The sequence below is a fragment of the Mesorhizobium sp. WSM4813 genome, from assembly GCF_055811555.1.
In genome coordinates this window covers 19400-45329 of sequence record NZ_JBVVQU010000054.1, presented here as the reverse complement: position 1 = coordinate 45329, position 25930 = coordinate 19400, and the positions used below count along the sequence as shown (strand labels likewise).

Below are 25930 nucleotides of genomic sequence, written 5' to 3'. Positions count from 1 at the left end.
AATCGTCAGGGACCAAAAACCATGGCAAACAGCTTGACTTCCAAGACAGTCGCTCTGTCCTGCCGGACATCTCCCCCCTCGTGCAGGGCTGTCCGGGGAAAGTTTTGAGTGAATCGAAATGCCACATGTGCATGCCCGTAAAACGGGTTTTGTCCGTCTTCTCTCTGGTTGTCGAGACTCAGAAAAGGAACGGGGCATGCGCTTTGCACCTAGCATCTTCGGGCAGCTTCTTGAACCCATCGATCGGCGTCAATTCCAAGCAATTGTGGATCGCCACGACGGGGATGCGTACGACAAATCGTTCAGAAGCTGGGATCATCTGGTGGTGCTGATCTATGCCCAGTTCTGCGGCAGCAGCGGTTTGCGTGGCCTGGAAGACGGCTGGAACGCCAACAGCCAGCATCATTATCATCTGGGCAGCGGTCCCTTGATGCGTTCGACCTTGTCGGACGCCAACAGACGGCGTCCGGTCGCCATCTTTGCCGAGGCGTTCGGTCTGGTGGCGAACCTGCTCGACAGGCAAACGCGGCGCGAGGGCGAAGAAATGCTGCGGCTGATCGACTCGACCCCCATTCCGCTCGGCAAACTGTGCGATTGGGCCAAGTCGAACGGGCGCATCCGCGGCATGAAGGTGCATGTCGTCTATGATCCGAAGGCCGACTGTCCGCGCGTCCTCGACATCACCGACGCCAACGTCAACGACGCCCAGGTCGGCCGCCAGATCACGATCGAAGCTGGAGCGACCTACGTGTTCGACAAGGGCTACTGCCATTATGGCTGGTGGACGGCGATCGCCGAAGCCGGATCGATCTTCGTGACGCGGCCCAAGGCCAACATGGGGCTGGCGCTGGTGTGCGATCGCCCTATAGCCGAGCCGCAGGGCGACGGCTTCCTAGTTGTGGAAGACAGTGAGGTAAGCCTGGTCAGCAAGGGCGTTTGCAAGCTGCCGATGCGTCTGCGTCGCCTGCGCGTTCAGCGCGAAGAGGGCGACACCATCACGCTTTTGACCAACGATCTGGAGCGCTCCGCCGTCGAGATTGGACGGCTCTACAAAGGCCGCTGGCAAATCGAGCTTCTGTTCCGATGGATCAAGCAGCACCTCAAGATCCGCAAGTTCCTCGGCAACAACGGCAATGCAATCCGCCTGCAACTCTTTGCCGCAATGATCGCCTATGCGCTGCTGCGCATTGTCGCGGCCACCCGCCGCGTCCCTATTCCAATCCTGAGGTTCACAGAACTGGTCGCTCAATACTTGTTCGGGCGGCGGAAAATGCCCACCATCCACAAGCCGCCACCGGTCAATCCAAGTCGACCAAAAGACCGAGCCTCTCCCAATCAGATGGCCTTCATATATGAATAACTTTCCCCGGACAGCCCTGCCACAAGGGGGAGATTGGCAGTTCCGCCGACAGCGCCTCTTTTTCGAGGTTGGCGATTGGCGAAATCAAAAGATGACGGCCGATCTCCCCCCTTACAAGGGAGAGAAGGGAAGTCAGCAAGGCGAGAAGGTAAGTCAGCTTTCCGCCGGAACGGCCTTCGGCTTGCCTTCGCCGTCCAGCGCCACCATGACGAAATCGGCATGGGTGACCTTCTCCATCAAATCGGAGAGGTAGCGCTGCGCCCAGGCCTCGACCTTCAGCGTCATCGAGGTGCGGCCGACGCGCTCGACATGCGTATAGATGCACAGCGTGTCGCCGATCTTCATCGCTTTGGCGAACGACATTTCCTTCACCGCCGCCGTCACCACCCGGCCCTTGGCGCGCTCGGCGGCGCGAATGCCGCAGGCCAGATCCATCTGCGCCATCACCCAGCCGCCAAAAATGTCGCCCGCCGCATTGGCGTCCGAAGGCATGGCCAAGGTTCTCAGCGTCAGATCGCCAATCGGCCGCCCGTCTGCGTAATGCACCATGCGCCAAATCCCCTCGATATCGATCTTCTCCCGTATCGGGATGGCACCGATGCGTCAACGCGCACAGCCAGGTGCTAAACTGCGCACGGTGAGTTGAGAAAGGCAGCTGACATGAAACTTACCTTTCGTCCTCTGACATCAGATCTATGGCCCGCGCTCGAGGACCTGTTCGGTGAGAGCGCCGTCTGCGGTCGCTGTTGGTGCATGTACGGGCGTATCGGCAGTTCTTATCGAAAGCGACCAGGCGAGGAAAACAAGGCTGCGTTCCGGCAAGCCGTCGAGCATGGTCCCTCCCCAGGCGTACTTGCTTTCGACGGCGGTACTGCTGTCGGCTGGTGCCAGGTGACACCGCGCGATGCCGTGCCCGGGCTCGATCGGCTGTGGCAGCTCAAGCGAGTGGATGACGCGCCGGTCTGGTCCTTGTCCTGCCTCTACGTGCGAAAAGCATACCGCCGGCAGGGCATCACATCCCACCTGATCGCAGCGGCACTGGATGCCGCAAGGCGCGCAGATGCCCCTGCGCTTGAGGCCTATCCTTTTGATGGCGATGTATCGCCGAGCGCTTCCGGCAGTGGATACGCCTCCACCTTCGCTCGCGCCGGGTTCAGGGTCGTCGCCCGCAGGGTGCCAGCCCGCCCGATCATGCGTTATGATTTCAAGCAAAATGCTGATGATGGCGTATGATGCTTGGACCGCTTGTCCACGAGGCAAGGGCCGCTTCGGGCAGGACGCCGAATGCAAACGAAGTACCGGTCGCTTTTTTCACAGGCGATGCCGGAAGCTCCGGTGATCGCGGCGGCTCGCGGCGTCTAGGTTGGGTTAAAGTTCGGAGCCGGCCGCATCCATCATGCAGACCTTTGATTTCATCGTCGTCGGCTCCGGCTCGGCCGGCTCGGTTCTGGCCGAAAGACTTTCGGCCTCCGGCCGCTTTTCGGTTCTGGTGCTTGAGGCCGGCGGCAGCGACCGCCGTTTCTACGTGCAGATGCCGCTCGGCTACGGCAAGACCTTCTTCGATCCAGCGGTCAACTGGAACTACAAGACCGAGCCGGACCCCGGGCTCGCCGGCAGTGTCGACCATTGGCCGCGCGGCAAGCTGCTCGGCGGATCGAGTTCGATCAACGCGATGGTCTGGATCCGGGGCGCGCGCGAGGATTTCGACGCTTGGGCAGCGGCCGGCAATCCCGGCTGGGGCTTCGATGACCTCCTGCCTGCCTTCAAGGCGCTGGAGGACAATCAGGCCGGCGCCGACCAGTGGCGTGGCGTTGGCGGTCCGCTGCACATCACCGACTGCTCGACCTCAGTCCATCCGCTCACCAAGCGCTATCTGGCGGCCGCCAATCAGGCCGGCCTGCCGTTCAACCCGGATTTCAACGGCGCCTCCCAGGAGGGCGCCGGCATCTATCAGATCACCACCAAAAACGGCCGCCGCATGTCGGCCGCCCGCGCCTTCCTGCGACCGGCGATGAAGCGCAAAAACGTCCGCGTCGAGATGAATGCGCTGGCCACCAGGATCCTGTTCGAGGGCAAGCGCGCCGTCGGCGTCGAGTATCTGCAGAACGGCGAGACGAAAACTGCCCGCGCCGGCCGCGAGGTCATCCTGTCCGGCGGCTCGGTCAATTCGCCCCAGTTGCTGCAGCTTTCCGGGGTCGGCCCGTCGGCGCTGCTTGGCGCGCTCGGCATTCCCGTCGTCCATGCCAACGAGAATGTTGGGGCGAACCTGCAGGACCATGTCGGCATCAACTATACCTTCAAGGGCAGGCTGCCGACGCTCAACCAGATACTGCGCCCGTGGTGGAGCAAGCTCATGGTCGGCATGCAATACATAGTGATGCGCTCCGGCCCGCTGTCGCTGTCGATGAACAATGCCGGAGGCTTCTTCCGCACCGACCCGGCTCTTTCACGGCCCAACATGCAGCTGTATTTCCAGGCATTCTCGACCGTCATCCCAAAGAGCGGCGAACGCCCGATCCTGACGCCCGACCCGTGGCCGGGCTTTTCCATCGGCCTGTCCAACTGCCGTCCATCGAGCCGTGGTGAGATCATGATCCGCTCCAGCGATCCGCTTAACTATCCGAAGATCGTCGCCAATGCCTTTTCGACCGAGGCGGATGTCGCAGAAATGCTGGCAGCGGTGAAGTTCATCCGGACGATCGCCGCCATGCCGGCGATGGCCGAGATCATCGAGGAAGAGGTTTTGCCGGGCCCGTCAATCACGTCGGACGCGGACCTCATTCAGGATTTCAGGAAACGTTCGGGCACCGTTTACCACCCGGTCTCGACCTGCCGCATGGGACCGGACGCTGCGCGCGCCGTCGTCGACCCGCGCCTGCGGGTTCACGGCCTCGCCGGCTTGCGTGTCATCGACGCCTCGATCTTTCCCGATAACATCACCGGCAACACCAACGCCGCCTCGATCATGACCGGATGGAAGGGCGCCGAACTGGTTCTGGAGGATCAAAAATGAAAATCACCGAGGTAAAAACCTGGGTTGTCGGCAATCCGCCGCCCGGCATCGGCGGCAAGTATTTCATCTTCGTCAAGCTTACCACCGACGGCGGCGTGGTCGGCTATGGCGAGGCCTACAACGCCACCTTCTCGGCTCATGTCACCGCCAGGATGGTCGAAGACATGGCCGAGCGCTATCTCATCGGCCGCGACCCGCACGACGTCGAAAACTTCTTCCGCCGCGCCTATTCGTCCGGCTTCACCCAGCGCCCCGACGTGTCCGGCATGGGCTGTTTTTCGGCGCTCGAAATCGCCTGCTGGGACATCATCGGCAAGGAGGCCGGCAAGCCGGTCTACAAGCTGCTCGGCGGCCAGGTGCACGAAACGCTGCGTTCCTATACCTACCTCTACCCACACAGCGGCAGCGTCCACTCGGAGGATGCGCGCGGCAAGAACGTCTACAACGATCCCGATATGGCGGCCGAATGCGCGCTCGAATACGTCGAGCAGGGCTTCAGTGCCGTCAAGCTCGATCCGGCCGGCCCCTACACCGCCTTTGACGGTCACCAGCCGCGTCTCGTCGACATCGATCTCTCCACCCGCATGATCAAGGCAATCCGCGAGGCGGTCGGCACAAGGGCCGACATCCTGTTCGGCACGCACGGCCAGTTCACCGCATCGGGCGCGCTGCGCATGGCCCGCGCCATCGAACCTTACGACCCGCTGTGGTTCGAGGAGCCGGTGCCGCCCGACATGCCGGAAGTAATGGCACAGGTGGCGCGTGGCACGTCTATCCCGATCGCCACCGGCGAACGGCTGACGACCAAGTTCGAATTCGCCCGTGTCATCGAGAACCGCGCGGCGACCATTTTGCAGCCGGACCTCGGCCGTTCCGGCGGCATTCTCGAAACCAAGAAGATCGCCGCCATGGCCGAGGCCTATCACATTCAGGTCGCCCCGCACTGCTATTGCGGACCGATCGTCGGTGCGGCCAACATCCAGCTTGCCGTGACCTTGCCCAACTTCCTCATCCTGGAATCGCTGAAACAGTGGGACGGTTTTCACGAAAACCTGCTGAAGAAAAAGATCGAATGGCAGGACGGCAACGTCATTCCGTCGAAGGAACCCGGCCTCGGCGTCGAGCTCGACGAAGCCGTCTGCGATGCGCATCCCTGGACCGGCACGGACCTGCATCTGCAGATGATGCAGACGCCGCTGATGCCGTGAGCGCGCGCGAGCGTTACGCCTTCATCGGCCTTGGCCATCTCGGCGGTCACCTCGCCGCCAGCCTGATCCGCAATGGTTTCACCATCACCGTCTTCGACCGCGATCCCACCGCTGTCGAGCGCCTGTCGACACTCGGCGCCACCGCCGCAAAGAGCCCAGCCGAGGCGGCCGCCCTGGCCGGCAACGCCATCACCTGCCTGCCGTCGCCTGATATCAGCGAGGCGGTACTGGCCGGCCCCGGCGGATTGCTCGATGGCCTGCCCAAAGGCGGAAGCTGGGTCGAGATGTCGACCAATGGCCAAGACGAGATCCTGCGCCTTGCATCCCTGGCTTCGGCAAGCGGCGTCGAGACGCTCGAATGTCCAGTTACTGGCGGCGTGCATCTGGCGGCCGTCGGCAAGATCACCGCACTGGTCGGCGGCGATCCGGCACTCTATAAGCGCCACCGTCCGGCCATCGAGGCGATGTGCGCAAAGTCTTTCCTGATGGGGCCGATCGGTTCGGCGGCGGTGATCAAGGTCATCACCAACATGCTGGCCTTCATCCATCTCGTCGCCGCCGGCGAAGCGCTCATGCTGGCCAGGAAGGGCGGGCTGGATCTTGCCCAGTCCTACCACGCCATATCAGCCTCGTCCGGCAACAGCTTCGTCCACGAGACCGAGAGCCAGCTGGTGCTGAACGGCTCCTACGACATCGGCTTCACCATGGACCTGGCATTGAAGGACCTCGGCTTCGCCCTGGGCATGGGCGAGAAATTCGGCGTGCCGCTCGAGCTCGCCTCGCGCGTCAACGCCATATTCGAACAGGGCAAGAATACCTATGGCGGCAGCGCCTGGTCGACCATGATCGTCAAGCTTCTGGAAGATGCGGTCGGGACCGACCTTCGTGCGCCTGGTTTCCCGGCCAAGCTCGACGTCTGACATCAGGTAATTGTCACGCGATTTCAGTACATTGACTGGATCGCCGAAATCACGCCCGTAACGACCTGAATCAGTCTCTCAGCGCGTTGATTCAATACCTCAGCGTGAGCGCCCCCGGCAGGATCTCGAAGGTCGCCGGTATGCGCCCCGGCGATTCACCGTCTACGTCGACCAGCGCACCGTTCTTCTGCACATCGCCCAACGGTTCGACAACCACTTTCTTGCCGCGCAAAATGGTGATCGCCGGATGGTTGCGATGCCGCCCGCCATAGAGCAGACGGATATCCCAGATCAGTTTCAGCTTGCCGGCCGCACGCAGGATGACGATGTCGAACTGCCCGTCGTCCAGTTCGGCATCCGGCGCGATCATCATGCCGCCGCCGAAGAATTTTCCGTTTGCCACCGCCACCAGCGCCACGCGCGCCTCGACCGGGACGCCGTCGTCGACGGTGATCACAACGTCCTGGAACCGGTAGCGCATAAATTCCCACACCGTGCGCCAGTAGAACAGCGCTTTGGCCGACACCTTGCCCTTGCGCTTGTCGGCGTTGACCGCGCGATCGGTGGCGCCTGAAAGCCCGAGGCTGGCGATGTTGATGAAATGACGGCTGGCCAGCGCGCCATGGTCGTCAACATAGGAGATGCGGCCGGCATCGACCTTGTGGGCCTTGGCATCGGCGACGCGCTTCAACGTCAGGTCGACCTCGCCAGACAGGCCGAGCCCGCGGGCGAAATCGATGCCGGCGCCGCAGGGCAGCAGGCCGAGCTCGGCCGTCCGGCCGCTTTCCGCAAACGCCTGCAGCAGCCCGTCGGCCACCTCGCTGGCGGTGCCGTCGCCGCCCGCCGCGATCACCAGGTCGAAGCCGCTGGCAGCAAGGACGAGCGCCAGCCGTTCGGCGTCGCCGGTCGCCTGCGTTTCGCGCAGCTCGAAATCGCCGAAATGTTTCCTGAGCGAAGCACTGACCTCAGGCCAATGCCGTTTGAGCCGGCCGCCACCGGCAATCGGATTGAGAACCACCCCGACCTTCAAAAACGCCCTCCCTAAGGACGGCAACGACGCTGCTGTCCTAAAATCCTTTTGCCGGCATTGAAGCCCGCGCCGCTCTGTGGGGCAAGGGCCGAATGCTTGATCACGCTGCTCGCCGCAGATGAGGGCGTGTCCCGCCCCCCTGCATCTCGTCCAGAAAAACGCTCCGACGCCGAACTCAGTCCCCGATGATCCCGCTATCCACAGGCGCGCGGCTGTTTCGCCAAACGCTTATCCGGCGTACATTTAACCCATCTCAGGCGGCTACCGATCGCCAAGTTGAAAGACAAAGCGAAACGGCGGATTTCCTGAGGCCCGTACGGCCCCGAATGAAAGCAGGCTTGCCTGTTTTGAGGACCGAGACCTACGGGGCCGCGGAAAGCGTGCGAACGCCTACGGCGGACCGATGCTGCCATGAAGGACGGCAAAAACCTTCGATGGCGCGCTGGCCGAAGCCCGCAAGGGTGAAACTGGCGAGGTCCCGAACGGACGCTGCCCTCGGGCGGTGGCTGGCAGGACCGTCAACATCAAGGCCGGCATGGCGCGACGTCTTTACGGAAGTTGCTGCCGCGACCGTGTCCTGATCTGACAGGGAGGCGCTGGGAGAAATCCCGGCGCCGACTGTCTTTTATAGCCATCCCGCGAATGTTATGGGCGCGGCTTCAGCGTAACGCCGGACCTTGGGCGAGCGCGATTACGGTGCCGACGGCACGATCTTCATCACCAGGCGCTATCAAGCTGCACTCCGGTCTGCCGCCTGATGAAGGCAGGCGCCAAGCTCGATCACGTCGACGACTACCTGATGCCGTTCGGCCACAGGCGGAACTCCTGAAACTTTCCCTTGTGCTCCGCCACGCACAATCCCCAATCGCGGCCAAATCCCGCCTTGATCCACGGCGATTGGTGACGCATCAGCGCCGCACGTTCTTGAAGCACTGCCAGGCTTTGCGAGTATATCGGCGAGACGCCGGCCAAGTGGTCGACGATCGCCGACTGCGAAGCGGCGATGAAAAGCCAGATGTTGCACGAGCGCAATTTCAACTACCCGCTCCTGTCCGGCATCTGCCGCACAACGCAGACGTTGTCGCGGCTTGCCGCGACGGCCCGACGCTTGAGTTGGCGGCGGCAGCGCAGACCGCCACCGACCCACTCCCGTCCGAATTGAGCCGTCGGCCCAGCGTTGCTGTCGGGTCGCAGGCAACAGCCACGGAAACAGAGGCTGCCAGGCCGGTCGCCTTTGAAGCCGCGGTCGATGGCGGACGCTCGGTGCTGTATCGGACGAAGACCGGTTACGCCTTGGTCAAGACCGACCTTGGCCGGGCCGCATTTGCAACGATCGGCTTGGCGAAGCGGTCGGCGAACTGGCTGGCTGCAAAAATGCCGGGCGGTTTGTAAGCGACTCAAGCGATGCCGCTCAGCGCCTGGATCGCACGGTAGAAGGTCGAGGAGAACAGCTCCGGGTCATGCTGTCGCTTCCTCGCCAGTGCAGCTGGTAGGGCAGAAAGGAGCGCCCACCACGCCTAGTCGTCACGTCGATCAGCGCCCGTGTATTCGTCGGCCATGCCCAGACCGCTTCCATCGATCTTCGGCATGAAGCTGCGCTTGAAAATTCAAGCTCGATGCCTAATGATCGCGGCGTTCTGGTGAAGGTAGAAGGCCGCCGCCCCATGAAGCTTCCAACCCGCACCATGCTGTCCTTGATGTTGGCGCTTGTTCCGGCATCAGCTGGGGCACAAAGCCCTGATCAGGGCGGCGACAGGCTCCTTACCGTGGGCCCGGACGATCCGGAGATGGCGGCGGCGATCGAACAGGCACGCGCCAGCCTCGATCAATTTCTGACACTGTCCGAGACGCCGCCGCCCGGAACAGCCAGGTTCAAATTGAAGGTCGTGGTCGAGGACGGAAACGCAGCCGAACACTTCTGGGTCATCCCCTTCCACCTGACCGCGACCGGATTTGCAGGAACATTGGCAAACGAGCCGCAGGCTGTGCGTAACGTCGTGAATGGCCAGGACATCGAATTCACCCGGGATGATATTTCCGACTGGGGATACACCAAGAACGGTCGCCAGGTGGGCAGCTTCACCGTCTGTGTGATGTTGAAGAAGATGCCGAGAGAAGATGTGGATTCTCTCCGAAACAACTACCGCTTCGACTGTTAAGCGTGACCTTCTGCCAATCCTGCTAACCCGCCGCCTCGTCTTTTGGGCCAATCTTGCGCACCAGCGCCGCCGTCGCCAGCATCGCGCCGATGTCGGCGATCATCGGCGCGATATGCTTGGCGTAGTCGAGCGGCACTGAGCTGTCAGGCAGCTCGAAGAAGTCTTTCGTCTGCGGCAACAGCAGGAAACCGTCGCTGCCATTGAGTGCAACCCGTGCCGGATCATCAGGCCATGTCTCGCTGAGCCATGTCAGGGCCTGCGCCAGCCGGCCGCTCACCAGCGGCTGCGCCGCCTCGACATTGTCGGTGCGGAAGTCGTAGGCGGCATCGAGCTCGGGCACACCGCATGACAATTCCTGCATCTTGCTGGCGAACATGCCGCGAAAGAACCCGACGGCCATGTCAGTCCGGCGGGCGGCCACCAATATGCCGGGGAACGGCACGATGGTTTCGAAGGCGACGACGATCCCCTTGAACGCTATCGTGCCGCTCTTGCCCGTGCCTTGCCGGAGATCGGCTTCGTAAAGCTCGAACGGAAATCCCTCGTAGCGGCCGGATACGATGTCGTCGAAGCGTTTGGTGTTAAAAGTGCCGATAGTCTCGCGCGGCAGCCGGTCGAATGAATTCGGTGTCACATCATGCTGGTAGCGCATGCCCTCAATGAAACCGAAGATGATCGGCAGCAGCGTCTTGCGGAACGATCGCCGCAACGTGCTCGCCGGCTTGATCGCCTGGAAATAGAGCAGGATCGCCGCCACGAACCCGGCGACATAGAGGAGCACATGCGGCGTCGAGAACCATCGCTCGTATGGATCGGCGACCGCGTTGAAAAGCCAGGCCACCAGCGCCACGACCACCAGCACCAGGCCGACGAACAGCGGCACCCGCCAGCGGACTTTCCGGTAGGCCGAAGCCCTCCTGGCCTCATAGGCCGCGAGGTTGCTCTTGATGCCGGCGATGTCAGCTTCATCAGGCATGAAATCCGCCGCTTCCATCGCCATCCCCGTCGAAAGACCGAACACCCAACTCGGACAATAGCCGATTTCGCTGAAAGTCGCGCGACTACAGCGTTGGAATGGTGGTGAGCCCACACGATTTACACGAGCCATCAGTCAACTGTGGCCATCAATTCCGGTTACCAAAAACCGCAACGAAACGGGCCGTAACGTTTTGCCTTAATGCGCCCTCCAGCGCTTCAACGGGAACCAGCTGCTCATGGTCGCCGGCACGCAACCGCATGAAGGGATGCAGCCGGTAGGCGGCAATGGCGCCACGCGTGCCGGCGTCGGCGCTGATATCAGCGGTCAGGATGCCGCCCATGCGGCCGGGCCACGGCTGGCGCGCAAAGGCGGTGCCCAAGAAATCGCCGAGCCCATAGGCGACGAGCGCCTTGCCGATCCGCTCCACCGGCTGCACGACATGGGCATGGTGGCCGGCGATCAGCCCGACGCCTTGCGCGGCCAAATGCCGTGCCAGTGCCCGCGTTGCGGCCTGTGGAAAATGCCGGAATTCCCAGTCCCAATGTGGCACGGCACAGATGATGTCGAAGCCGTGAGCAGCATCGCGCGGCCATCGTGCCGGGTCGCCTTGCATCGACACACGGCCCGCGAACACAGCCGCGCCGGCATTGCGCCACAGCGTGAAGGCGGCAAAGCCTATTGTCAGCGGCCCGACCGCAAGGCGCTCGACCGGACCGGCGGCGGCGGTACCGACACTGCGGATGCCGAGACGGTTCAGCGCCGCCACGGTCTCGTCGAAACCCTCGACGCCTTGGTCGAGCACATGATTGTTGGCGAGCGACAAAACCAGCTTCTCGCGCGCGATGCCGGCGGCCGCCAGCGCCTCGGCGAGAAACCGCTCGGTCATGGCGTGACGGGTGCCAAGCTTCGTTCCCATCGTCGCGCTCGGCCGCTCCACCACCGGGCTTTCGCAATTGCCGACCACCAGATCGGCGGAGGCGAGCAGCGCGATGATCGCCGGGTCGCAGTCCGGCGCGCTTCGATTGGCCACTGCCGAGATATCGCCGACAAAGGCGAGCCGCACCGTCCGCGCCGGCGGCGGCTCGATCATCGTTCCTGCCGCCGGTGCAAAACCACGGGCATCGCCGCCAAGAGTCGGCTTCAGGAAACGCGGCAGCCAAGACAATTTGTAGGAAAGCGGATAGTTCGACACGCGCAGCCTGCACCCGGGATGAACGGCCACGGTAGACGATGCGCCCGATATAGCGAAGCGCCTCCGTTCGAAAGGTCAGATACCTGCAGTAGGCGCAGCACACAAGATGCGTATATGGTTGCCGCCGAACGGCATACCGGAGGACCAAGATGACGCGATTTTCGAACCTGCTGGCATCGGCCCTTATTCTGCTGCTGCCGGTTGCTTCCGCCGGTGCCGCAGCCCCCGAACCGGCCGCCCTGTTCGAGGCAAAAACCGTAGCCCACCGCGACAGCACGCTTACCGCGCTGGAAGCCGCTGCACCCACTGATCCCGCGTCGGCCTATGCCGCCGGCGCCGGCCAATTCTTCACCGCGCTGGAGATCCTGGCCGGCGGCCTGCACCGCCACGGCTTCGAAAGCCCGCAATCCTTCATACTGCCGCTGATGCGGCTGCCGGTGCCCGACAATCCCAATCCCGAGCCGCTGACCTACGACGGCTTCCGCGCCATCCTGGTCGCCTTCCGCGATCGGTTGGAAAAGTCCGCCGCCACGCTTGGATCCGTGCCTGCCGATGCCGACATCGGCATGGAGGTCGACCTCACACGTCTCGGCATCGACCTCAACGAGGATGGCCAGATCGCGCCGGACGAAAGCGCCGCCGCGATCATGGCATCCCTGTCACGCGGCGGTGCGCCAGACCCGGCCGCATCCGCCCTCGCCTTCCGCTTCGACCGCGCCGATGGCTACTGGCTGCAGGGCTATGCCGAATTCCTGATGGCGCAGGCCGATTTCTGGCTAGCGCATGATTTCAGGAACGCCTTCGACGGTTCGTTCCACATGCTGTTTCCGCGCGCCAAACTGCCGCTGCAGGACACGCTCGTTCCGCCAGACGGCGGCATGAGCGGCGGCATGTTGTCGTCCGAGTGGCGCATCGCCGACTTCATCTCGCTGGTTCATCTGGTCAACTGGCCAGTCATCGAGCCGGAGCGCCGGCAGGGGGCGCGTCGCCATCTCATGGAAATGATCCGGCTGTCTCGCGAAGACTGGAAAGCGATCCGCGCCGAGAACGACAACGACCGTGAATGGCTGCCCGGCCCGCAACAGAAAGGCGCCAGCCCGCTCACCGGCCTGGAAGTCGGCGAGGAGCAGGTCCAGGCCTGGCACGCCGCGCTTGATATGGTCGAGGATCTGCTCGAAGGCCGCACCTTGCTGCCGCATTTTCGCTTCGCCGACAAAGGCATCAACATGAAACGCTTCTTCGACGAGCCGAAGCCCTTCGACTTGGTGCTGTCGATCACCGGCCCGGCCATCGCGCCCTATCTCGAGAGCGGAAAGATCCTCACCGGCGAAGAGTTCAACCAGATCCAGCGCCAGTTCGGCGGCGCCGGGTTTTTGACGTTTGCGCTGTGGTTCAACTAAGGGCGCGTTTCGACATCGCTCCTGACACCCTTGTGTCAGCAGCTTGGTTTCGTCTCGCGCCCCTCACCACTCCGCTCTTTCCATTTTGGCCGATACCTCCCATATTCGGGGCATGGCCAAACTTTCCGATAAAAAAACGCCGCCGCCGGCGCGTGATGGTCGCGCTTCGCCGCCCAAGCGGCGCAGCCCGCTGACCGATTTCCTCGATGCCTCGGAGCCGTTGCACAAGGGCGGCTTTGCCGAGGCGCCGCAGGCCGAATTCTCAGGCACGCCGCTGACCGGCTCGATCGCCGATTGGGCCGAGCAGATCGAGCAGGAAGCCGAGAAGGAAGGGCGCCAAGTCGTTCCCGACAAGAATGGCGGCAAAGACGCCGGCAAATCGCCGAAGGCGGCGAAAAAGATCCCCGAGCGCTCCTCCTCTCCGGGCCGTACGGCGCGAGGCACCTCGATGGGCGGCGCGGCGTCGGCGCGGGAGCGCACCGCGGCCGGCCTCAGTCCTGTCGCCGGCCTCGATGTCTCGCTTGAGGAGGCCGAGACCATGGCCTCCGGCGGCGTCACTGCCACCGTTGCTGCGCTGTCGGCACTGATCGAATCCGGCAATCCGCTGCACAAGGATGGCGTGCTATGGACGCCGCACCGCCCGGCCCGGCCCGAAAAATCCGAAGGCGGCATTGCCATCAAGATGGTGTCGGATTTCGAGCCGGCCGGCGACCAGCCAACGGCGATTAAGGACCTTGTCGAGGGCGTCAACGACAACGACCGCACGCAGGTGCTGCTCGGCGTCACCGGCTCGGGAAAAACCTTCACCATGGCCAAGGTGATCGAGGAGACGCAGCGCCCTGCCCTGATCCTCGCCCCCAACAAGACGCTGGCTGCGCAGCTTTATTCCGAGTTCAAGAAATTCTTCCCGGAAAACGCCGTCGAGTATTTCGTCTCCTACTACGACTACTACCAGCCGGAAGCCTATGTGCCGCGGACGGATACCTTCATCGAGAAGGAATCGTCGATCAACGAGCAGATCGACCGCATGCGCCATTCGGCGACGCGCTCGCTGCTGGAGCGCGACGACGTCATCATCGTCGCCTCGGTGTCCTGCATCTACGGTATCGGCTCGGTCGAAACCTACACGGCGATGACTTTCCAGATGCAGATCGGTGACCGGCTCGACCAGCGCGCACTGCTCGCCGACCTCGTCGCCCAGCAATACAAGCGCCAGGATATCAACTTCGTCCGCGGCTCGTTCCGCGTGCGCGGCGACACGATCGAGATATTCCCGGCCCACTTGGAAGACCGCGCCTGGCGCATCTCGCTGTTCGGCGACGAAATCGAGGCGATCACCGAATTCGACCCGCTGACCGGCCAGAAGACCGGCGAATTGAAGAGCGTCAAGATCTACGCCAATTCGCACTATGTGACGCCGCGCCCAACCCTGAACCAGGCAATAAAATCGATCAAGGAAGAGCTCAAGCACCGCCTGGTGGAACTCGAACGGGCCGGTCGGTTGCTGGAGGCGCAGCGGCTGGAGCAGCGCACCCGCTTCGATCTCGAGATGCTTGAGGCGACCGGCTCCTGCGCCGGCATCGAGAACTATTCGCGCTATCTCACCGGCCGCCAGCCGGGCGATCCGCCGCCGACGCTGTTCGAATACATTCCCGACAACGCGCTGGTCTTCATCGACGAAAGCCACGTCACCGTGCCGCAGATCGGCGGCATGTATCGCGGCGACTTTCGCCGCAAGGCGACGCTGGCCGAGTACGGTTTCCGTCTGCCGTCCTGCATGGACAACCGGCCGCTGCGCTTCGAGGAGTGGGACGCCATGCGCCCGCTTTCCGTCGCGGTTTCGGCGACGCCCGGCGGCTGGGAGATGGAGCAATCCGGCGGCGTCTTTGCCGAGCAGGTCATCCGCCCGACCGGCCTGATTGATCCGCCGGTCGAGGTGCGCCCGGCCAAGACCCAGGTCGACGATGTCGTCGGCGAGATCCGCGACACGACCAAGGCCGGCTATCGCACGCTGGTCACCGTGCTGACCAAGCGTATGGCCGAGGACCTGACCGAGTATTTGCACGAACAGGGCATTCGCGTCCGTTACATGCACTCCGACATCGACACCCTGGAGCGCATCGAGATCCTGCGCGACCTGCGCCTCGGCGCCTTCGACGTGCTGGTCGGCATCAACCTTTTGCGCGAAGGCCTCGACATCCCCGAATGCGGCTTCGTTGCCATTCTCGATGCCGACAAGGAGGGCTTCCTGCGCTCCGAAACGTCGCTGATCCAGACCATCGGCCGCGCCGCGCGCAATGTCGACGGCAAGGTCATCCTCTACGCCGACCAGGTCACCGGCTCGATGGAACGGGCGATGGCCGAGACCAACCGCCGTCGCGAGAAGCAGATGGAGTGGAACGCGGCCAACGGGATCACTCCGGAATCGGTCAAGTCGCGCATCTCCGACATCCTGGACTCGGTCTACGAAAAGGATCACGTCCGCGCCGACATCTCGCAGTTCACCGACAGCGCCGGCGCCATGATGGGCAACAATCTGAAAGCCCATCTCGACGCGATGGACAAGCAGATGCGCGACGCCGCCGCCAATCTCGATTTCGAGAAGGCAGCCCGCATCCGCGACGAGATCAAGCGGCTGCGCGAAATGGAGCTGTCCATCTCCGACGACCCGCTGGCCAAATATGCCGATATGGAAAGCCCGGTTTCGGGTCGCGAAAAGGGTAAGCACAACAAGGGCGTGGCCAAACATCGTACATCAGAGGAACAGGAGCGTTTCCGCAAGCTCGACGAGGTACATGCCGCCGAAGAGGCGGCCAAGGCTGCCCGGCCCAACCTCTTCCGAAAGCCGGCGCTCGACGAAATGGGCGCCGACGGCGCCGTGCCGGTGAGGAAGCCATTGTTCGCAAAGCCGTCGCTGGACGATATGGGGCCAGGCACCGACATGCCGACGCCGTCAGGCGCGGTGTCCCGTTCGCTGTTCAAGAAGCAGTCGGCACAGGAGGCGCACGGCTCGGATTTCGGTATACCGGGTGAACCGACCAAGCCGCTGTTCAAGAAGAACTCGCTCGACGAGATGACGGTGCGGCGGACCGAGAAGCCAGTCGAGGGAAAGGTGCCGGCGAAGCCGCAGCCGATCTCCCCCCGTGTGGGGGAGATTGGCAGCTTCAGCGCTCAGCTCACTCCTACACGCCACTTGCCATCGGCCCCACCCTTGGTGTAGCCAATCTCCACACTCGAACGTCTCGAAAGGAGGGCTGCGTGTCTTTCGACCACCACCGTCAGCGCGGCCCTGTTCCTGCCCTGCGAGCTTGCTTGCAGGGCTGACCAGAGACGGTCCGGGTTCTCCCGCTTCGATTTTCTTGGTCTGCCCTTCGTGGTGCTGCAACGCCGAGCCTGATGGCCAGCCTGCGCACCGTCAAAGTGCATCGAACCGGAGCTTCCCTCCGGGCAGACCAGAGAAACCCACATGGCCCTGATCAGCCTCAAGTCCCTCGGCGTCACCATGAGTGCGCCGCTCTTCTCCAACCTCGATCTCACCATCGGCACCGGCGACCGCATCGGCATCGTCGCCGCGAACGGCCGCGGCAAGTCCACTTTGCTGAGGTGCCTGACCGGCGAAATGGAGCCGACGTCAGGCGACATCACTCGTACGCGCGGCCTGCGTGTCGGCCATGTCGAACAGTCAGTTCCCGCAGCATTGGCCGAGCATGGCTTTCAGCAGGTCGTGGCCGACGCCTTGCCGGCCGAGCAGGCTGAAAGCGAGCAATGGCGCGTCGACGTGGTTCTCGATTCACTGGACGTACCGCAGCCGATGCGCGAGCGGCCGATGCGGGCCTTGAGCGGCGGCTGGCAAAGGCTGGCGCTGATCGCCCGCGTCTGGGTCACCGATCCGGACGTCCTGCTTCTCGACGAGCCGACCAACCATCTCGACCTCGCCAAGATCAGCCAGCTCGAAACCTGGCTGAACGCGCTGCCGCGCGAGGTGCCGGTGGTGATCGCCAGCCACGACCGGGCGTTTCTCGACGCAACGACCAACCGGACGCTGTTCCTGCGCCCCGAACAATCGCCAGTGTTCTCGCTGCCCTATTCACGGGCACGCGATGCGTTGAGCGAAGTCGACGCCTCGACCGAGCGCAAATTCCAGCGTGACATGAAGGTGGCGCAGCAATTGCGCCGGCAGGCGGCCAAGCTCAACAACATCGGCATCAACTCGGGCAGCGACCTACTGACGGTCAAGACCAAGCAGCTCAACCAGCGCGCCCAGCGCCTCGAGGAGGTCGCGGCACCGGCGCATCGCGAAAGATCTGCGGGTGCGATAAAGCTTGCCAATCGCGGTACCCATGCCAAGGTGCTGATCACGCTCGACGACGTGGCGGTCGAAACGCCTGACGGCACGCTGCTGTTCAGGACCGGCAAGCGCCATATCTGCCAAGGCGACCGCGTCGTGCTGGTCGGCCGCAACGGCGTCGGCAAGTCACGGCTCATCAGTCTGATCAGGAATGCCATCGTCGGGCCGGAGACGGCGGCGCAAGGCGTGAAGGTGACGCCGTCGACGGTGCTCGGCTACAGCGATCAGGCATTGTCTGATATCAGCGGCGACGACACGCCGCTGGCGATGCTCTCGCGCAGCTTCGACGTCGGCGAGCAGCGCGCCCGCTCGCTGCTGGCGGGTGCGGGCGTCAGCATCGACATACAGGAGCGCAGCATCGACGTGCTGTCGGGCGGGCAGAAGGCGCGGCTGATGATGCTGGCGCTGAGGCTCGCCAATCCCAATTTCTACCTGCTCGACGAGCCGACCAACCATCTCGACATCGACGGCCAGGAAGTGCTGGAAACGGAACTGCTCGCCCATCAGGCAAGCTGCGTGCTCGCCTCGCACGACCGCTCCTTCATCAGGGCGATCGGCAACCGCTTCTGGCTGATCGAGAAGCGGCGGCTGACCGAGATCGACAGCCCCGAAGGTTTCTTCCGGGAGGTCGCCGAGGCCGCGGGTTGAGTGATTGGCGGCAGGATGTCTGTCGAGGATCTCTGGCAGATGTGATCTGACCACGAAGGCGCCGCTTGCTCGGCTGAGCGGCACTTCTGAATGCCCTTCATAGGTGGAGCAATAACGCCCCGGATGGAGACAGACACTTATGACGACGTTCCGACGCGCCAGCGCGACCTTCAGATCGCTAAAATTTCGTATCACACTATGAGACGCTTCCTTGAGTTCCGCGACGTATCATGCGACGGTACGTCTATAAGAGACAGCAGCAGATGATCCGCTCGTTTAAGGATAAGACCAGCGAGGCGGTTTCGAAAGGCAAGGCCCCAAAAGGCTTCCCCTCTGATCTTGTTCGTTCGGCTCAGCGCAAGTTGTTCATGATCGATAACGCCGCTGAACTGGCGGACCTGAAGACGCCACCCGGCAACAGGCTTGAACCGCTGAAAGGCAATCGTGCCGGTCAGCATTCAATCCGCATCACGGATCAGTTCCGCGTCTGCTTTCGGTGGGTGGACGGGCAAGCAGAGGATGTCGAAATCACCGATTAGCACTTAGGGCTCGATACCACGATGCACGACGCATGATCATCGCTTTCCTTGGCAATTAACCGTTGTCAAACCGCTCACTGCCAGGAGTTTGTTATGTTGTATTTTGACACCCCGATCCATCCCGGAGAAATCCTTCGAGAGGAATTTCTTGTTCCGCTTCGTCTGAAGCCTTACACGCTGGCCAAAAAGCTGCATGTTCCGCGCACGCGCATCGAGCGCCTGGCCAGCGAGACGACACCGGTAACTCCCGACACCGCGCTGCGCCTTGCCAAGTTCTTCGGAACAACGCCGCAGTTTTGGATGAACATGCAGTCCCGTTACGATCTCGCGGTAGAGGGCGAAGCCAAGAAGGCCGAACTCGACGCAATCGAGCAGATGGAAGCTGCTTGAGATCATCGACGGCGGAGTAAATCCGGCCTTGCGGCAGAAAAATTCCGCCAGCCTGTCGGATCGCGAGCGCACGCCACGTCCTTGGGTTGCCGACACGGTGATGCCGGCGCCAATCGAGGAGAGAGCATCATGTCTATTCTGTCATCCGTAGGTCGCATCGCGATCCGTTACTCGGCAGCTCGCGCCCGCTACCGCAGCGAGTGCGCCCTCCTTTCATTGCCGATCGAACTGCGCAAGGACATCGGCTGGCCGGAAATCGTCGTCGACGCACAGAACAGCCCGCGGATTGGCCTGGCTCCGTGACAAGGGCCGGCCATCGCACGGTCGGCACCAAAAAAACGCATCGGCCATGTAGGATCGCCGCTGCCTCATTCGTCCTGTGGTTCGCAACGCCCAACCAAAGAGGAGCAAGACATGAACGATCAGCCCCAAACCCAGCCTGCCGCGAAAGTTCTCGGCGGATTGACGCCCTACCTTCAGCTGGACGGCGCCTTCAAGGCTTCAGAGTTCTATCAGAAGGCATTCGGCGCCGAGCAGGTCTTCTTCTACCCGCCGGACGAGCAGGGCCGGACGATGCACATCCATCTCCACATCAACGGTTCGACCTTGATGATTTCCGACTTCTATCCCGAGCACGGAATGGCCGCGGTGAAGCCGCAGGGCTTCACCATGCAGCTCCATCTCGGCAGCGACGACATCGACGCCTGGTGGCAGCGCGCCATCGATGCCGGTTGCCAGGAAGTGATGCCCTTGCAAGTGATGTTCTGGGGCGATCGCTGGGGTAACATGCGCGATCCGTTCGGTGTCGAGTGGGCAATGAACGCGCCCGTGAAGGCCGCCTAGCTGAACAGCGCCACCAGCCAAGGAGAACCATAATGTCCTATGTCGATGGCTTCGTACTCGCCGTGCCCAAGGCAAATCTCGATGCCTATAGGGAAATGGCGCAGCTCGGCGGCACCGTCTGGAAGGAGCATGGCGCGCTCGCCTATGTCGAATGCATAGGCGACGACGTGCCCTATGGCGAGGTCACCTCGTTCCCGCGCGCCGTGCAGGCCGGGGAAGACGAGGTCGTCGTCTTCTCATGGGTCGTCTATGAATCGCGGCAGAGCCGCGATGCGGTAATGGCCAAGGTGATGGCCGATCCACGCCTGAAATCCGACTGGTCGGCGATGCCGTTCGACGGCAAGCGCATGATCTTCGGCGGCTTTCAGCCTTTCATTGAGCTGTAGGGCCGCGTTACGCTAGGCGGTCGAGCAGCGGCTTGAGCCGGTCGCCATAACGTTTCCACAGATCGACCGAGCCCTGGTACATCGGCTGGCGCACCTGCGCTGCCGACGCTGTGCGCACCGGCCGGTCGGTCTCGTGGAACGACAGCACCGCTTCGTCCCATGGCAGATCGAGATGGGCGATCAGCGCCCGCGTCTGCCCTTCCTGGTCGGCGACGAAATCCTCGTAGCGCACATCATGCACGACATCAGGCAGAACGGTGCGCCAATGCGCCATGATATCGGTGTAGAGATTGTGGAAATCGGCGAGCTCGCCGAGGTCGTAGCCGTAGCGGTGGCTGTCGCCGCGGAAATGCACCTTGTAGATCGACAGGCATGTCGCCGCCGCATCGCGCACGCAATGAATGATCTTGGCCTTGGGCAGCATCAGATGGATGAAGCCTACCAAAAGGAAATTGCCGAGCATCTTGTCGGTGACGTGCCGGAAACCAGGATAGCGGGCGTGCAGCAGGTCAAGATAGGTTTGGCCTGCCTCGGCATAGGCCTTGTCGGGCAAGTCGGCGATGCCCCAGGGAAAACCGCCCTTCATCCCAGGTGGAAACTGCTTGCCGACCGCCGTCTTCAATATGCTGAGCTCACCGGCGCCATAGACCTGCGGATGGCTGGCGATGATCTGCTCGATCAGCGTGGAGCCGGAGCGCGGCATGCCGACGACGAAGATCGGCGTGTCGTCGGCGATCCCGCTCGGTCTGTGCTTGTCGAAGAAGGGCTTGTCGAACACCGCCTTCATCGCCTCGAATTCGGCGCGTGTCTTGACCGCATCGTAGTCGATGCCCGTGCGGCGGATCGCATTGCCTTCGGCGAAATAATCGAAGGCACGGCCATAATCCTTCAAATCGTCATTGGCCTTGCCGAGGCCGAACGAAAGCTGCATGCGCGCCAGGCTGCCTTCCGGCGCCTTGGCGTGCTGCGCCTCCATCCCGGCAAGCTCGGCGTCGCGCTCCTGCTGGCGCTTGACCTGGGTGAGCATCAGCCAGGCCCTGGCCATGCCGGGATCGACCGCCAGCGCCTGCCGGAAATGCTCCGCCGCCTCTCCGAGGCTGCCCTTCTCCATCAGCCCGACGCCCAGACCGTGCAGCAAATCGGCGTCCTTCGGCCGAATTGCCAGTGCTTCGCGGAAGACGGCAAGCGCCTCGTCGAGCCGCCCAGCCTCCTGCAGCGTTTCGGCAAGCCCGATGCGGGCGCGGACATGGAACGGGTTGCGACCGATGGTGCCGCGATAGATCTCTTCCGCGCCCTCGAACTGGCCAAGCTGCTTCAGCGAGGAGCCGAGATTGTCGCGCGCCGCGAGTTGGTCCGGCCGGATTGCCACCGCGCCACGAAAGAAATCGACGGCTGCACTAACACGGCCGAGGTCGCGCATCACCGTGCCGAGGTTGTTGAGGAAATCCGGATTCTTGGGCTGCAGGCGCACCGAATGTTCGAGGAGATCGAGTCCTTCGGCGCTGCGCCCGGTCTGGTGCAGCAGCAAACCGAGGAAATGCGCCGCCACCGCATGATTGGCCTTTTGCGCCAGCACCTGCCGGTAGAGCATCTCGGCTTCTTGCCGGCGGCCGGCCTGATGCAATTGCAGCGCCTGCTGCACGCGCTGATCGAGGCCCAGCGGCGGCTGTCCGCCTGAGCCGAAATTGGCGCCCGCGCCTGCCGGTCTTCTCTGATCTCTGTTGATGGGAAACCTGCCGTGTTTTGTCCGCCTGCCGCGATCTAGGCCATCGGCGCGGCAGGTTCAAGGGTTCGCAGGCCAGCTTACCGGAAATCGGCCTGGGTCAATACATACATGTTCTTGCGGCCGTGCGAATAGGCTTCGCGCGCAACATCCTGGATCGACGAACGCTCCGCATCGAAGGCGCTGAGATACTCGGCTTCCGCTCCGCTCGTGGCCGTTGCCGCCGAAAGCGCTGCAATCTCCACAAAGAACGGCACTTCGAACATGCCGTCATGGCCGACAAAACGAATGCGCCTGGCCGCAGCGTCGTAGGAGCGGCTGCGGTTGGGGAAATTGAGCGTCATGATCGAGTCCCTCAGCGTATGACCCCGAACCGGAGGCTCGGAAAGGATCATGTTCAAAATCAAGATACTACAGCGCCCTTTGCGCGTCCAAAAGGGCGCGGCGCTGTAGGGCACAGCAAGCCGGCCATGTCAGATCAGGCGATTGGTCTCCGCAACCTGTTTGGCCCGCCGCACCGTGCCGTCGGTGTCGGCGATCCTTCGCCGTGCCGCCTCGTCACTTCGTATCGTCAGACGCGCCGACATGACTTTCGCAGGCCCGACGGTCGGCTTGGCGACGGGATTGATTGTTACGGTTACGCCACTCGGCGTTTTCACAGAGATCATGAAATTTTTCCTTCCGAACGAAATAAAACATAGATGCCGGCACAAAAGTTCCGGCGACATATCAGACATTTTCAGAAATCTCTTGAATCATATCAGCATTCTACAAATAATCATAGAGAGCGAATTTTGTGAATCGATCATGATCCGGCAGGAATCTTCTTGAATAAACCGCAATTTCGGATTAAAGAATTGAGATCGTTTTTTGGGCCAAGCTTGGCATCTCGCGGCGTCAGAGGTTCTCGACCCGCCAAACTCATTCCAGATCGCCGATACCCAAATTGCCGCTACAGTGACACACGACATTTAAGTCCCCGGTGCCGCGAAGCGGGCGCCACCTTATCGGATCCAAGCTGGAAACGAGACTTCGAGGCACGAGAATGTCTGGCCGAACTACCCATTCCATAGCGCATTTCGAGGCACCCTTCGGGCTCGGCGGGCTGGAAGGAAAATTGCCGGCCGGCGACTACGACATCGACCACGATGAGGAGCTTATCGATGGCATGTCGTGGCTTGCCTGGCGCCGTGTCGCCACCTTCATCCATCTACCGGCAAGGACGGTGAAAAGCCAGACCAGCCAATTGGTCGCCATCGACCTCGCCGAACTCGAAACCGCGCTGAGGCGCGACCAGGAGAATGCCGCATGATACGTTTCCAGCAGAACGCGCGCCCGCGCACCGACACGCCCGCGCATCTTTTCGCGATCGGCCAGACCGTTCGCATGAAGAGCCGCACCGGCCTTGTGCAGAAGACCGCAGAGCTGTTCCAAATCAAGAGCAAGCTGCCGGTCAAGGACGGCTCGCCGCAATACCGCATCCGCAGCGACGAGGAGACCTATGAGCGGGTCACCACGGAAGACAATCTCGAGGTGGCCGACAATCCGAGCGCCTAATGCATGTCGCCCAAAAGCATGCCCACGGGCCTGACCCGAGGGTGCGAAGCGGTTTGGGACAACGACATGCATAAAACAGAAATTGAAAGCGCGTCGGCTGAATCCTTTTCAACGCGACGCGCTTTAGGCCCACATCAGCCGCCACCGTTAACCAATCACGAGGGACCAGGAAATGGCCAAGGGTCAACAGCGCAGCAACCGCGAGACACGCAAGCCCAAGAAGGACAAGGCGGCGGCAAAGCCGGCTTCGCCCTTCGGCTCGGCCGTCAAGCAGGCGGAAGCGGGTTTGAAGCCGAAATCCAAGGGCTAAAGCGCGTCGCGTGCGACCCGCCTCATGCGACGCGCTTTAGGTTGTTGTTTTACGCATGTCGTTATCACAAAACCGCTGCACACTTTTGCGCGACATGCATTAGTGGCGGACGGATGAGCAACCCTGCATTCATCTAGCCCCCGCGCGGATCGGATTAAAGATCACGTAACGTCGAAGCCATATGGTCAGGATTGGCTAGGGCCGAGTTCATCGCCCATTGCCATAACGCTAGGCTGCCGGCGTAGAGGCAAGAGGTGCCGGTTGCCGTCGCCCGCCTGTGTCCAGCTAACAGATGGAGCCCTCCCCGTCCGGAGACGGGGAGGAAACCAGCCTCTCAGCAGGGACCGTCGTCAACGATGCGATAGTCGGCGGCGCGAGCCTCGCAGGCGTTGGGGAAGGTGCGCAATTCGCCACGGCGGCGTGCGCAGACAGGGGCATACTCGCGCGTGCAGAATGTCTGCTCTTCACCACCGCCGCCGCCGTCGCGGCACTGGCCGTCGCGGATGATGCGGTACCCGGCCCGCTCGGCAAGGCAGGCATTGGCGAAGGTCTGGCGGTCGCCACCGCGCCGGGCGCAGACCGGATCATACTGCCTGGTGCAGAATTGCGGCCCGGGCCTTGGCGGGCGGTACCCCGGTCCTTCCTCCACCACCACCGCGGTACAGGCTGCAAGAACTGCCGACAGCAACAGGATGGCAAAACCCTGCCGCGAGAAGATTGCCGCAAGAAATTTCATAACTATACCTCCCGAGCCCCCGCTCCGGCGCAAGATGCGCTCCACTCTAGGCCGATCCTCGCCATTCCGCTGCCAAATGCAACCCCTGTTTGCAAGCTGCCCCAGCCCGCTGGACCATCCGTGGCCAGGCTCTGGCCGATGACCGGGCGAGCCCCCGTCCTATCGATGCCATGCGTCGGAATGCGCCCATCTGGCGGCCCGCGGGCGCTACCTTGCAACGATCACCTTTCCGTGCGATAAATTTCGTGTTCGGGCATTTGCGACCCGGAGAGCGGAACGTTTTGGACGACCTTTCCCCGATACTGTGAATCTCTGACGGCCCCGTTTTTCGGCGGGGGGTTTTGACCATGCGCCAATGCATGACTGCCGAAGCAACCACCGGGACTTGCCCACGGCGTCAGGCGGCGGGCAAACCACAAAGACTGACACGGGTGAAGGAGTTTCCCCAATGGCCCAGACCGGCACCGTTAAATTCTTCAACGCTACCAAAGGCTTCGGCTTCATCACGCCAGATGACGGCGCCAAGGACGTGTTCGTCCACATCTCCGCGATCGAGGCTTCGGGCCTGCGCACGCTCGTCGATGGCCAGAAGGTCACCTTTGACGTCGAGCCCGACCGCATGGGCAAGGGGCCGAAGGCGGTCAATCTCCGCGCGGACTGAACCGTCGGCGCGCGCACGTCCGCGCGGACGTGCCAGGAATGTGTCCGAGGCCCCTCCAAAGGCCTTGAACCGGCTTTCAGGGCCGACCCGAGTTTCGAAGGCGCGGCGGTTTCGTCGCGCCTTTTTCGCGGCAGGGCGGCAAGCCAATGCTCGCAAAACTTTCTCTTGCCGATAGCGCTAAAATAAAGGACAAATTTCCACTCGGGCATTTGCCGGCCCGAGACTGGACTTGATGGGATCAAAGGAGCTTCCCATGCCGCAGACCGGCACCGTCAAATTCTTCAATCATGCCAAAGGCTTCGGCTTCATCACGCCGGATGATGGCGCGAAGGATGTCTTCGTCCATATTTCGGCCGTGCAGGCGTCGGGTCTTCCCGGTCTTGAGGATGGGCAGAAGGTAACATTCGACACCGAGCCGGACAAGCGCGGCAAGGGTCCGAAAGCCGTCAACCTGTCGATCGGCTGAGCCGAGTTCGAGACAGCGTCGGACGGTCCCGTGGCGCAGGTCCGCTCCTTGTTGAGCGTACG

General features: G+C 62.5%; 30 protein-coding genes. 21 read left to right on the top strand and 9 right to left on the bottom strand.

Features of this window, described 5'->3' with window-relative positions; all coding sequences use genetic code 11:
- The first annotated feature begins 196 nt into the window (after positions 1-196).
- Positions 197-1360 (top strand): IS4 family transposase, encoded by a 1164-nt coding sequence (locus AC0L25_RS25770; RefSeq protein ID WP_473598090.1) that lies wholly within the window; start codon positions 197-199, stop codon positions 1358-1360.
- A gap of 153 nt (positions 1361-1513) precedes the next feature.
- Here the strand turns inward: AC0L25_RS25770 and AC0L25_RS25765 are convergent, their stop codons facing one another.
- Positions 1514-1909, bottom strand: a complete 396-nt coding sequence (locus tag AC0L25_RS25765) for an acyl-CoA thioesterase (protein ID WP_027151084.1) — start codon at positions 1907-1909, stop codon at positions 1514-1516.
- A 111-nt stretch (positions 1910-2020) separates the two neighbouring features.
- Here AC0L25_RS25765 and AC0L25_RS25760 point away from each other — a divergent pair, with 111 nt between their 5' ends.
- The 4 genes from AC0L25_RS25760 to AC0L25_RS25745 all read left to right on the top strand — a co-directional run bounded on the left by AC0L25_RS25760 (position 2021) and on the right by AC0L25_RS25745 (position 6501).
- Positions 2021-2593: a GNAT family N-acetyltransferase gene (locus tag AC0L25_RS25760; RefSeq protein WP_473598089.1), complete on the top strand. Its 573-nt coding sequence runs from the start codon at positions 2021-2023 to the stop codon at positions 2591-2593.
- A gap of 163 nt (positions 2594-2756) precedes the next feature.
- A complete protein-coding gene (locus AC0L25_RS25755) occupies positions 2757-4373 on the top strand; it encodes a GMC family oxidoreductase (protein ID WP_473598088.1) in 1617 nt (538 codons plus the stop codon).
- Positions 4370-5581: a mandelate racemase/muconate lactonizing enzyme family protein gene (locus AC0L25_RS25750; RefSeq protein ID WP_473598087.1), complete on the top strand. Its 1212-nt coding sequence runs from the start codon at positions 4370-4372 to the stop codon at positions 5579-5581. The genes AC0L25_RS25755 and AC0L25_RS25750 overlap by 4 nt, the downstream gene beginning before the upstream one ends.
- The gene (locus AC0L25_RS25745; protein ID WP_473598086.1) at positions 5578-6501 is read left to right on the top strand and encodes an NAD(P)-dependent oxidoreductase; all 924 of its coding nucleotides are present in this window, start codon (positions 5578-5580) and stop codon (positions 6499-6501) included. The genes AC0L25_RS25750 and AC0L25_RS25745 overlap by 4 nt, the downstream gene beginning before the upstream one ends.
- Before the next feature lie 91 nt (positions 6502-6592).
- Here AC0L25_RS25745 and AC0L25_RS25740 read toward each other — a convergent pair whose 3' ends face one another.
- Together AC0L25_RS25740 and AC0L25_RS25735 are read right to left on the bottom strand one after the other, a co-directional pair.
- Positions 6593-7531: a diacylglycerol/lipid kinase family protein gene (locus AC0L25_RS25740; protein ID WP_473598085.1), complete on the bottom strand. Its 939-nt coding sequence runs from the start codon at positions 7529-7531 to the stop codon at positions 6593-6595.
- Between the two features lie 792 nt (positions 7532-8323).
- Complete coding sequence (locus AC0L25_RS25735) at positions 8324-8569, bottom strand: hypothetical protein (RefSeq protein ID WP_473598084.1); 246 nt, start codon at positions 8567-8569, stop codon at positions 8324-8326.
- A 75-nt stretch (positions 8570-8644) separates the two neighbouring features.
- Between AC0L25_RS25735 and AC0L25_RS25730 the strand changes: the two genes are divergently transcribed.
- A complete protein-coding gene (locus AC0L25_RS25730) occupies positions 8645-8923 on the top strand; it encodes a hypothetical protein (RefSeq protein WP_473598083.1) in 279 nt (92 codons plus the stop codon).
- Between the two features lie 224 nt (positions 8924-9147).
- Positions 9148-9690, top strand: coding sequence for a YegJ family protein (locus AC0L25_RS25725; RefSeq protein ID WP_473598082.1), 543 nt, complete (start codon positions 9148-9150; stop codon positions 9688-9690).
- A 22-nt stretch (positions 9691-9712) separates the two neighbouring features.
- Here the strand turns inward: AC0L25_RS25725 and AC0L25_RS25720 are convergent, their stop codons facing one another.
- Both AC0L25_RS25720 and AC0L25_RS25715 read right to left on the bottom strand, forming a co-directional pair.
- Positions 9713-10684, bottom strand: coding sequence for a hypothetical protein (locus tag AC0L25_RS25720; protein WP_473598081.1), 972 nt, complete (start codon positions 10682-10684; stop codon positions 9713-9715).
- 130 nt (positions 10685-10814) lie between these two features.
- Entirely contained in the window at positions 10815-11861 is a 1047-nt protein-coding gene (locus tag AC0L25_RS25715) for a CapA family protein (protein ID WP_473598080.1), read from the bottom strand.
- 149 nt (positions 11862-12010) lie between these two features.
- On the opposite strand from AC0L25_RS25715, the gene AC0L25_RS25710 reads away from it, so the two are divergent.
- From AC0L25_RS25710 to AC0L25_RS25675, 8 genes are all read left to right on the top strand, one after another.
- Entirely contained in the window at positions 12011-13261 is a 1251-nt protein-coding gene (locus tag AC0L25_RS25710) for a hypothetical protein (RefSeq protein WP_473598079.1), read from the top strand.
- Positions 13262-13373: 112 nt separating this feature from the next.
- On the top strand, positions 13374-16481 hold the full coding sequence (uvrB, locus tag AC0L25_RS25705) for an excinuclease ABC subunit UvrB (protein WP_473598078.1): 3108 nt from the start codon (positions 13374-13376) through the stop codon (positions 16479-16481).
- A gap of 246 nt (positions 16482-16727) precedes the next feature.
- Positions 16728-18257 (top strand): ABC-F family ATP-binding cassette domain-containing protein, encoded by a 1530-nt coding sequence (locus AC0L25_RS25700; RefSeq protein ID WP_473598077.1) that lies wholly within the window; start codon positions 16728-16730, stop codon positions 18255-18257.
- Between the two features lie 263 nt (positions 18258-18520).
- Complete coding sequence (locus AC0L25_RS25695; protein ID WP_473598076.1) at positions 18521-18796, top strand: type II toxin-antitoxin system RelE/ParE family toxin; 276 nt, start codon at positions 18521-18523, stop codon at positions 18794-18796.
- Positions 18797-18889: 93 nt separating this feature from the next.
- On the top strand, positions 18890-19186 hold the full coding sequence (locus tag AC0L25_RS25690) for a HigA family addiction module antitoxin (protein ID WP_473598091.1): 297 nt from the start codon (positions 18890-18892) through the stop codon (positions 19184-19186).
- 129 nt (positions 19187-19315) lie between these two features.
- Entirely contained in the window at positions 19316-19489 is a 174-nt protein-coding gene (locus AC0L25_RS25685) for a hypothetical protein (RefSeq protein WP_473598075.1), read from the top strand.
- Between the two features lie 111 nt (positions 19490-19600).
- Complete coding sequence (locus AC0L25_RS25680; protein ID WP_287097602.1) at positions 19601-20029, top strand: VOC family protein; 429 nt, start codon at positions 19601-19603, stop codon at positions 20027-20029.
- Between the two features lie 32 nt (positions 20030-20061).
- Positions 20062-20415 (top strand): DUF1428 domain-containing protein, encoded by a 354-nt coding sequence (locus AC0L25_RS25675; RefSeq protein ID WP_352953059.1) that lies wholly within the window; start codon positions 20062-20064, stop codon positions 20413-20415.
- 7 nt (positions 20416-20422) lie between these two features.
- Here AC0L25_RS25675 and AC0L25_RS25670 read toward each other — a convergent pair whose 3' ends face one another.
- Positions 20423-21886 (bottom strand): tetratricopeptide repeat-containing sulfotransferase family protein, encoded by a 1464-nt coding sequence (locus AC0L25_RS25670; RefSeq protein ID WP_473598074.1) that lies wholly within the window; start codon positions 21884-21886, stop codon positions 20423-20425.
- Positions 21887-21889: 3 nt separating this feature from the next.
- On the opposite strand from AC0L25_RS25670, the gene AC0L25_RS25665 reads away from it, so the two are divergent.
- Positions 21890-22093: a hypothetical protein gene (locus tag AC0L25_RS25665; protein ID WP_473598073.1), complete on the top strand. Its 204-nt coding sequence runs from the start codon at positions 21890-21892 to the stop codon at positions 22091-22093.
- 125 nt (positions 22094-22218) lie between these two features.
- On the opposite strand, the gene AC0L25_RS25660 is transcribed toward AC0L25_RS25665, so the two are convergent.
- Both AC0L25_RS25660 and AC0L25_RS25655 read right to left on the bottom strand, forming a co-directional pair.
- Positions 22219-22482, bottom strand: coding sequence for a DUF1488 family protein (locus tag AC0L25_RS25660; RefSeq protein WP_352953057.1), 264 nt, complete (start codon positions 22480-22482; stop codon positions 22219-22221).
- Between the two features lie 129 nt (positions 22483-22611).
- Positions 22612-22806, bottom strand: coding sequence for a hypothetical protein (locus AC0L25_RS25655; RefSeq protein WP_473598072.1), 195 nt, complete (start codon positions 22804-22806; stop codon positions 22612-22614).
- A gap of 377 nt (positions 22807-23183) precedes the next feature.
- Between AC0L25_RS25655 and AC0L25_RS25650 the strand changes: the two genes are divergently transcribed.
- The 3 genes from AC0L25_RS25650 (at position 23184) to AC0L25_RS25640 (ending at position 24005) form a co-directional block, all read left to right on the top strand.
- Positions 23184-23450 (top strand): hypothetical protein, encoded by a 267-nt coding sequence (locus AC0L25_RS25650; RefSeq protein WP_473598071.1) that lies wholly within the window; start codon positions 23184-23186, stop codon positions 23448-23450.
- Complete coding sequence (locus tag AC0L25_RS25645) at positions 23447-23695, top strand: hypothetical protein (protein ID WP_292164145.1); 249 nt, start codon at positions 23447-23449, stop codon at positions 23693-23695. The genes AC0L25_RS25650 and AC0L25_RS25645 overlap by 4 nt, the downstream gene beginning before the upstream one ends.
- Positions 23696-23867: 172 nt before the next feature.
- Positions 23868-24005, top strand: a complete 138-nt coding sequence (locus AC0L25_RS25640; protein ID WP_164547135.1) for a hypothetical protein — start codon at positions 23868-23870, stop codon at positions 24003-24005.
- A 334-nt stretch (positions 24006-24339) separates the two neighbouring features.
- On the opposite strand, the gene AC0L25_RS25635 is transcribed toward AC0L25_RS25640, so the two are convergent.
- A complete protein-coding gene (locus AC0L25_RS25635) occupies positions 24340-24741 on the bottom strand; it encodes a Kazal-type serine protease inhibitor domain-containing protein (protein ID WP_127318329.1) in 402 nt (133 codons plus the stop codon).
- A gap of 448 nt (positions 24742-25189) precedes the next feature.
- Between AC0L25_RS25635 and AC0L25_RS25630 the strand changes: the two genes are divergently transcribed.
- Positions 25190-25402, top strand: coding sequence for a cold-shock protein (locus AC0L25_RS25630; protein ID WP_023799871.1), 213 nt, complete (start codon positions 25190-25192; stop codon positions 25400-25402).
- 253 nt (positions 25403-25655) lie between these two features.
- Complete coding sequence (locus tag AC0L25_RS25625; RefSeq protein WP_006202521.1) at positions 25656-25868, top strand: cold-shock protein; 213 nt, start codon at positions 25656-25658, stop codon at positions 25866-25868.
- Positions 25869-25930: the final 62 nt, after the last annotated feature.

Bases quoted from the DNA above. Each gene is read 5' to 3' on its own strand.
- AC0L25_RS25685 (WP_473598075.1), top strand. From the start codon at position 19,316: ATGTCTATTCTGTCATCCGTAGGTCGCATCGCGATCCGTTACTCGGCA.
- uvrB (WP_473598078.1), top strand. From the start codon at position 13,374: ATGGCCAAACTTTCCGATAAAAAAACGCCGCCGCCGGCGCGTGATGGT.
- AC0L25_RS25635 (WP_127318329.1), bottom strand. From the start codon at position 24,741: ATGAAATTTCTTGCGGCAATCTTCTCGCGGCAGGGTTTTGCCATCCTG.
- AC0L25_RS25680 (WP_287097602.1), top strand. From the start codon at position 19,601: ATGAACGATCAGCCCCAAACCCAGCCTGCCGCGAAAGTTCTCGGCGGA.
- AC0L25_RS25695 (WP_473598076.1), top strand. From the start codon at position 18,521: ATGATCCGCTCGTTTAAGGATAAGACCAGCGAGGCGGTTTCGAAAGGC.
- AC0L25_RS25760 (WP_473598089.1), top strand. From the start codon at position 2,021: ATGAAACTTACCTTTCGTCCTCTGACATCAGATCTATGGCCCGCGCTC.
- AC0L25_RS25765 (WP_027151084.1), bottom strand. From the start codon at position 1,909: ATGGTGCATTACGCAGACGGGCGGCCGATTGGCGATCTGACGCTGAGA.
- AC0L25_RS25625 (WP_006202521.1), top strand. From the start codon at position 25,656: ATGCCGCAGACCGGCACCGTCAAATTCTTCAATCATGCCAAAGGCTTC.
- AC0L25_RS25750 (WP_473598087.1), top strand. From the start codon at position 4,370: ATGAAAATCACCGAGGTAAAAACCTGGGTTGTCGGCAATCCGCCGCCC.
- AC0L25_RS25640 (WP_164547135.1), top strand. From the start codon at position 23,868: ATGGCCAAGGGTCAACAGCGCAGCAACCGCGAGACACGCAAGCCCAAG.
- AC0L25_RS25755 (WP_473598088.1), top strand. From the start codon at position 2,757: ATGCAGACCTTTGATTTCATCGTCGTCGGCTCCGGCTCGGCCGGCTCG.
- AC0L25_RS25720 (WP_473598081.1), bottom strand. From the start codon at position 10,684: ATGGAAGCGGCGGATTTCATGCCTGATGAAGCTGACATCGCCGGCATC.
- AC0L25_RS25725 (WP_473598082.1), top strand. From the start codon at position 9,148: ATGCCTAATGATCGCGGCGTTCTGGTGAAGGTAGAAGGCCGCCGCCCC.
- AC0L25_RS25655 (WP_473598072.1), bottom strand. From the start codon at position 22,806: ATGATCTCTGTGAAAACGCCGAGTGGCGTAACCGTAACAATCAATCCC.
- AC0L25_RS25700 (WP_473598077.1), top strand. From the start codon at position 16,728: ATGGCCCTGATCAGCCTCAAGTCCCTCGGCGTCACCATGAGTGCGCCG.
- AC0L25_RS25645 (WP_292164145.1), top strand. From the start codon at position 23,447: ATGATACGTTTCCAGCAGAACGCGCGCCCGCGCACCGACACGCCCGCG.
- AC0L25_RS25630 (WP_023799871.1), top strand. From the start codon at position 25,190: ATGGCCCAGACCGGCACCGTTAAATTCTTCAACGCTACCAAAGGCTTC.
- AC0L25_RS25665 (WP_473598073.1), top strand. From the start codon at position 21,890: ATGTTCGAGGAGATCGAGTCCTTCGGCGCTGCGCCCGGTCTGGTGCAG.
- AC0L25_RS25710 (WP_473598079.1), top strand. From the start codon at position 12,011: ATGACGCGATTTTCGAACCTGCTGGCATCGGCCCTTATTCTGCTGCTG.
- AC0L25_RS25770 (WP_473598090.1), top strand. From the start codon at position 197: ATGCGCTTTGCACCTAGCATCTTCGGGCAGCTTCTTGAACCCATCGAT.
- AC0L25_RS25650 (WP_473598071.1), top strand. From the start codon at position 23,184: ATGTCTGGCCGAACTACCCATTCCATAGCGCATTTCGAGGCACCCTTC.
- AC0L25_RS25690 (WP_473598091.1), top strand. From the start codon at position 18,890: ATGTTGTATTTTGACACCCCGATCCATCCCGGAGAAATCCTTCGAGAG.
- AC0L25_RS25675 (WP_352953059.1), top strand. From the start codon at position 20,062: ATGTCCTATGTCGATGGCTTCGTACTCGCCGTGCCCAAGGCAAATCTC.
- AC0L25_RS25660 (WP_352953057.1), bottom strand. From the start codon at position 22,482: ATGACGCTCAATTTCCCCAACCGCAGCCGCTCCTACGACGCTGCGGCC.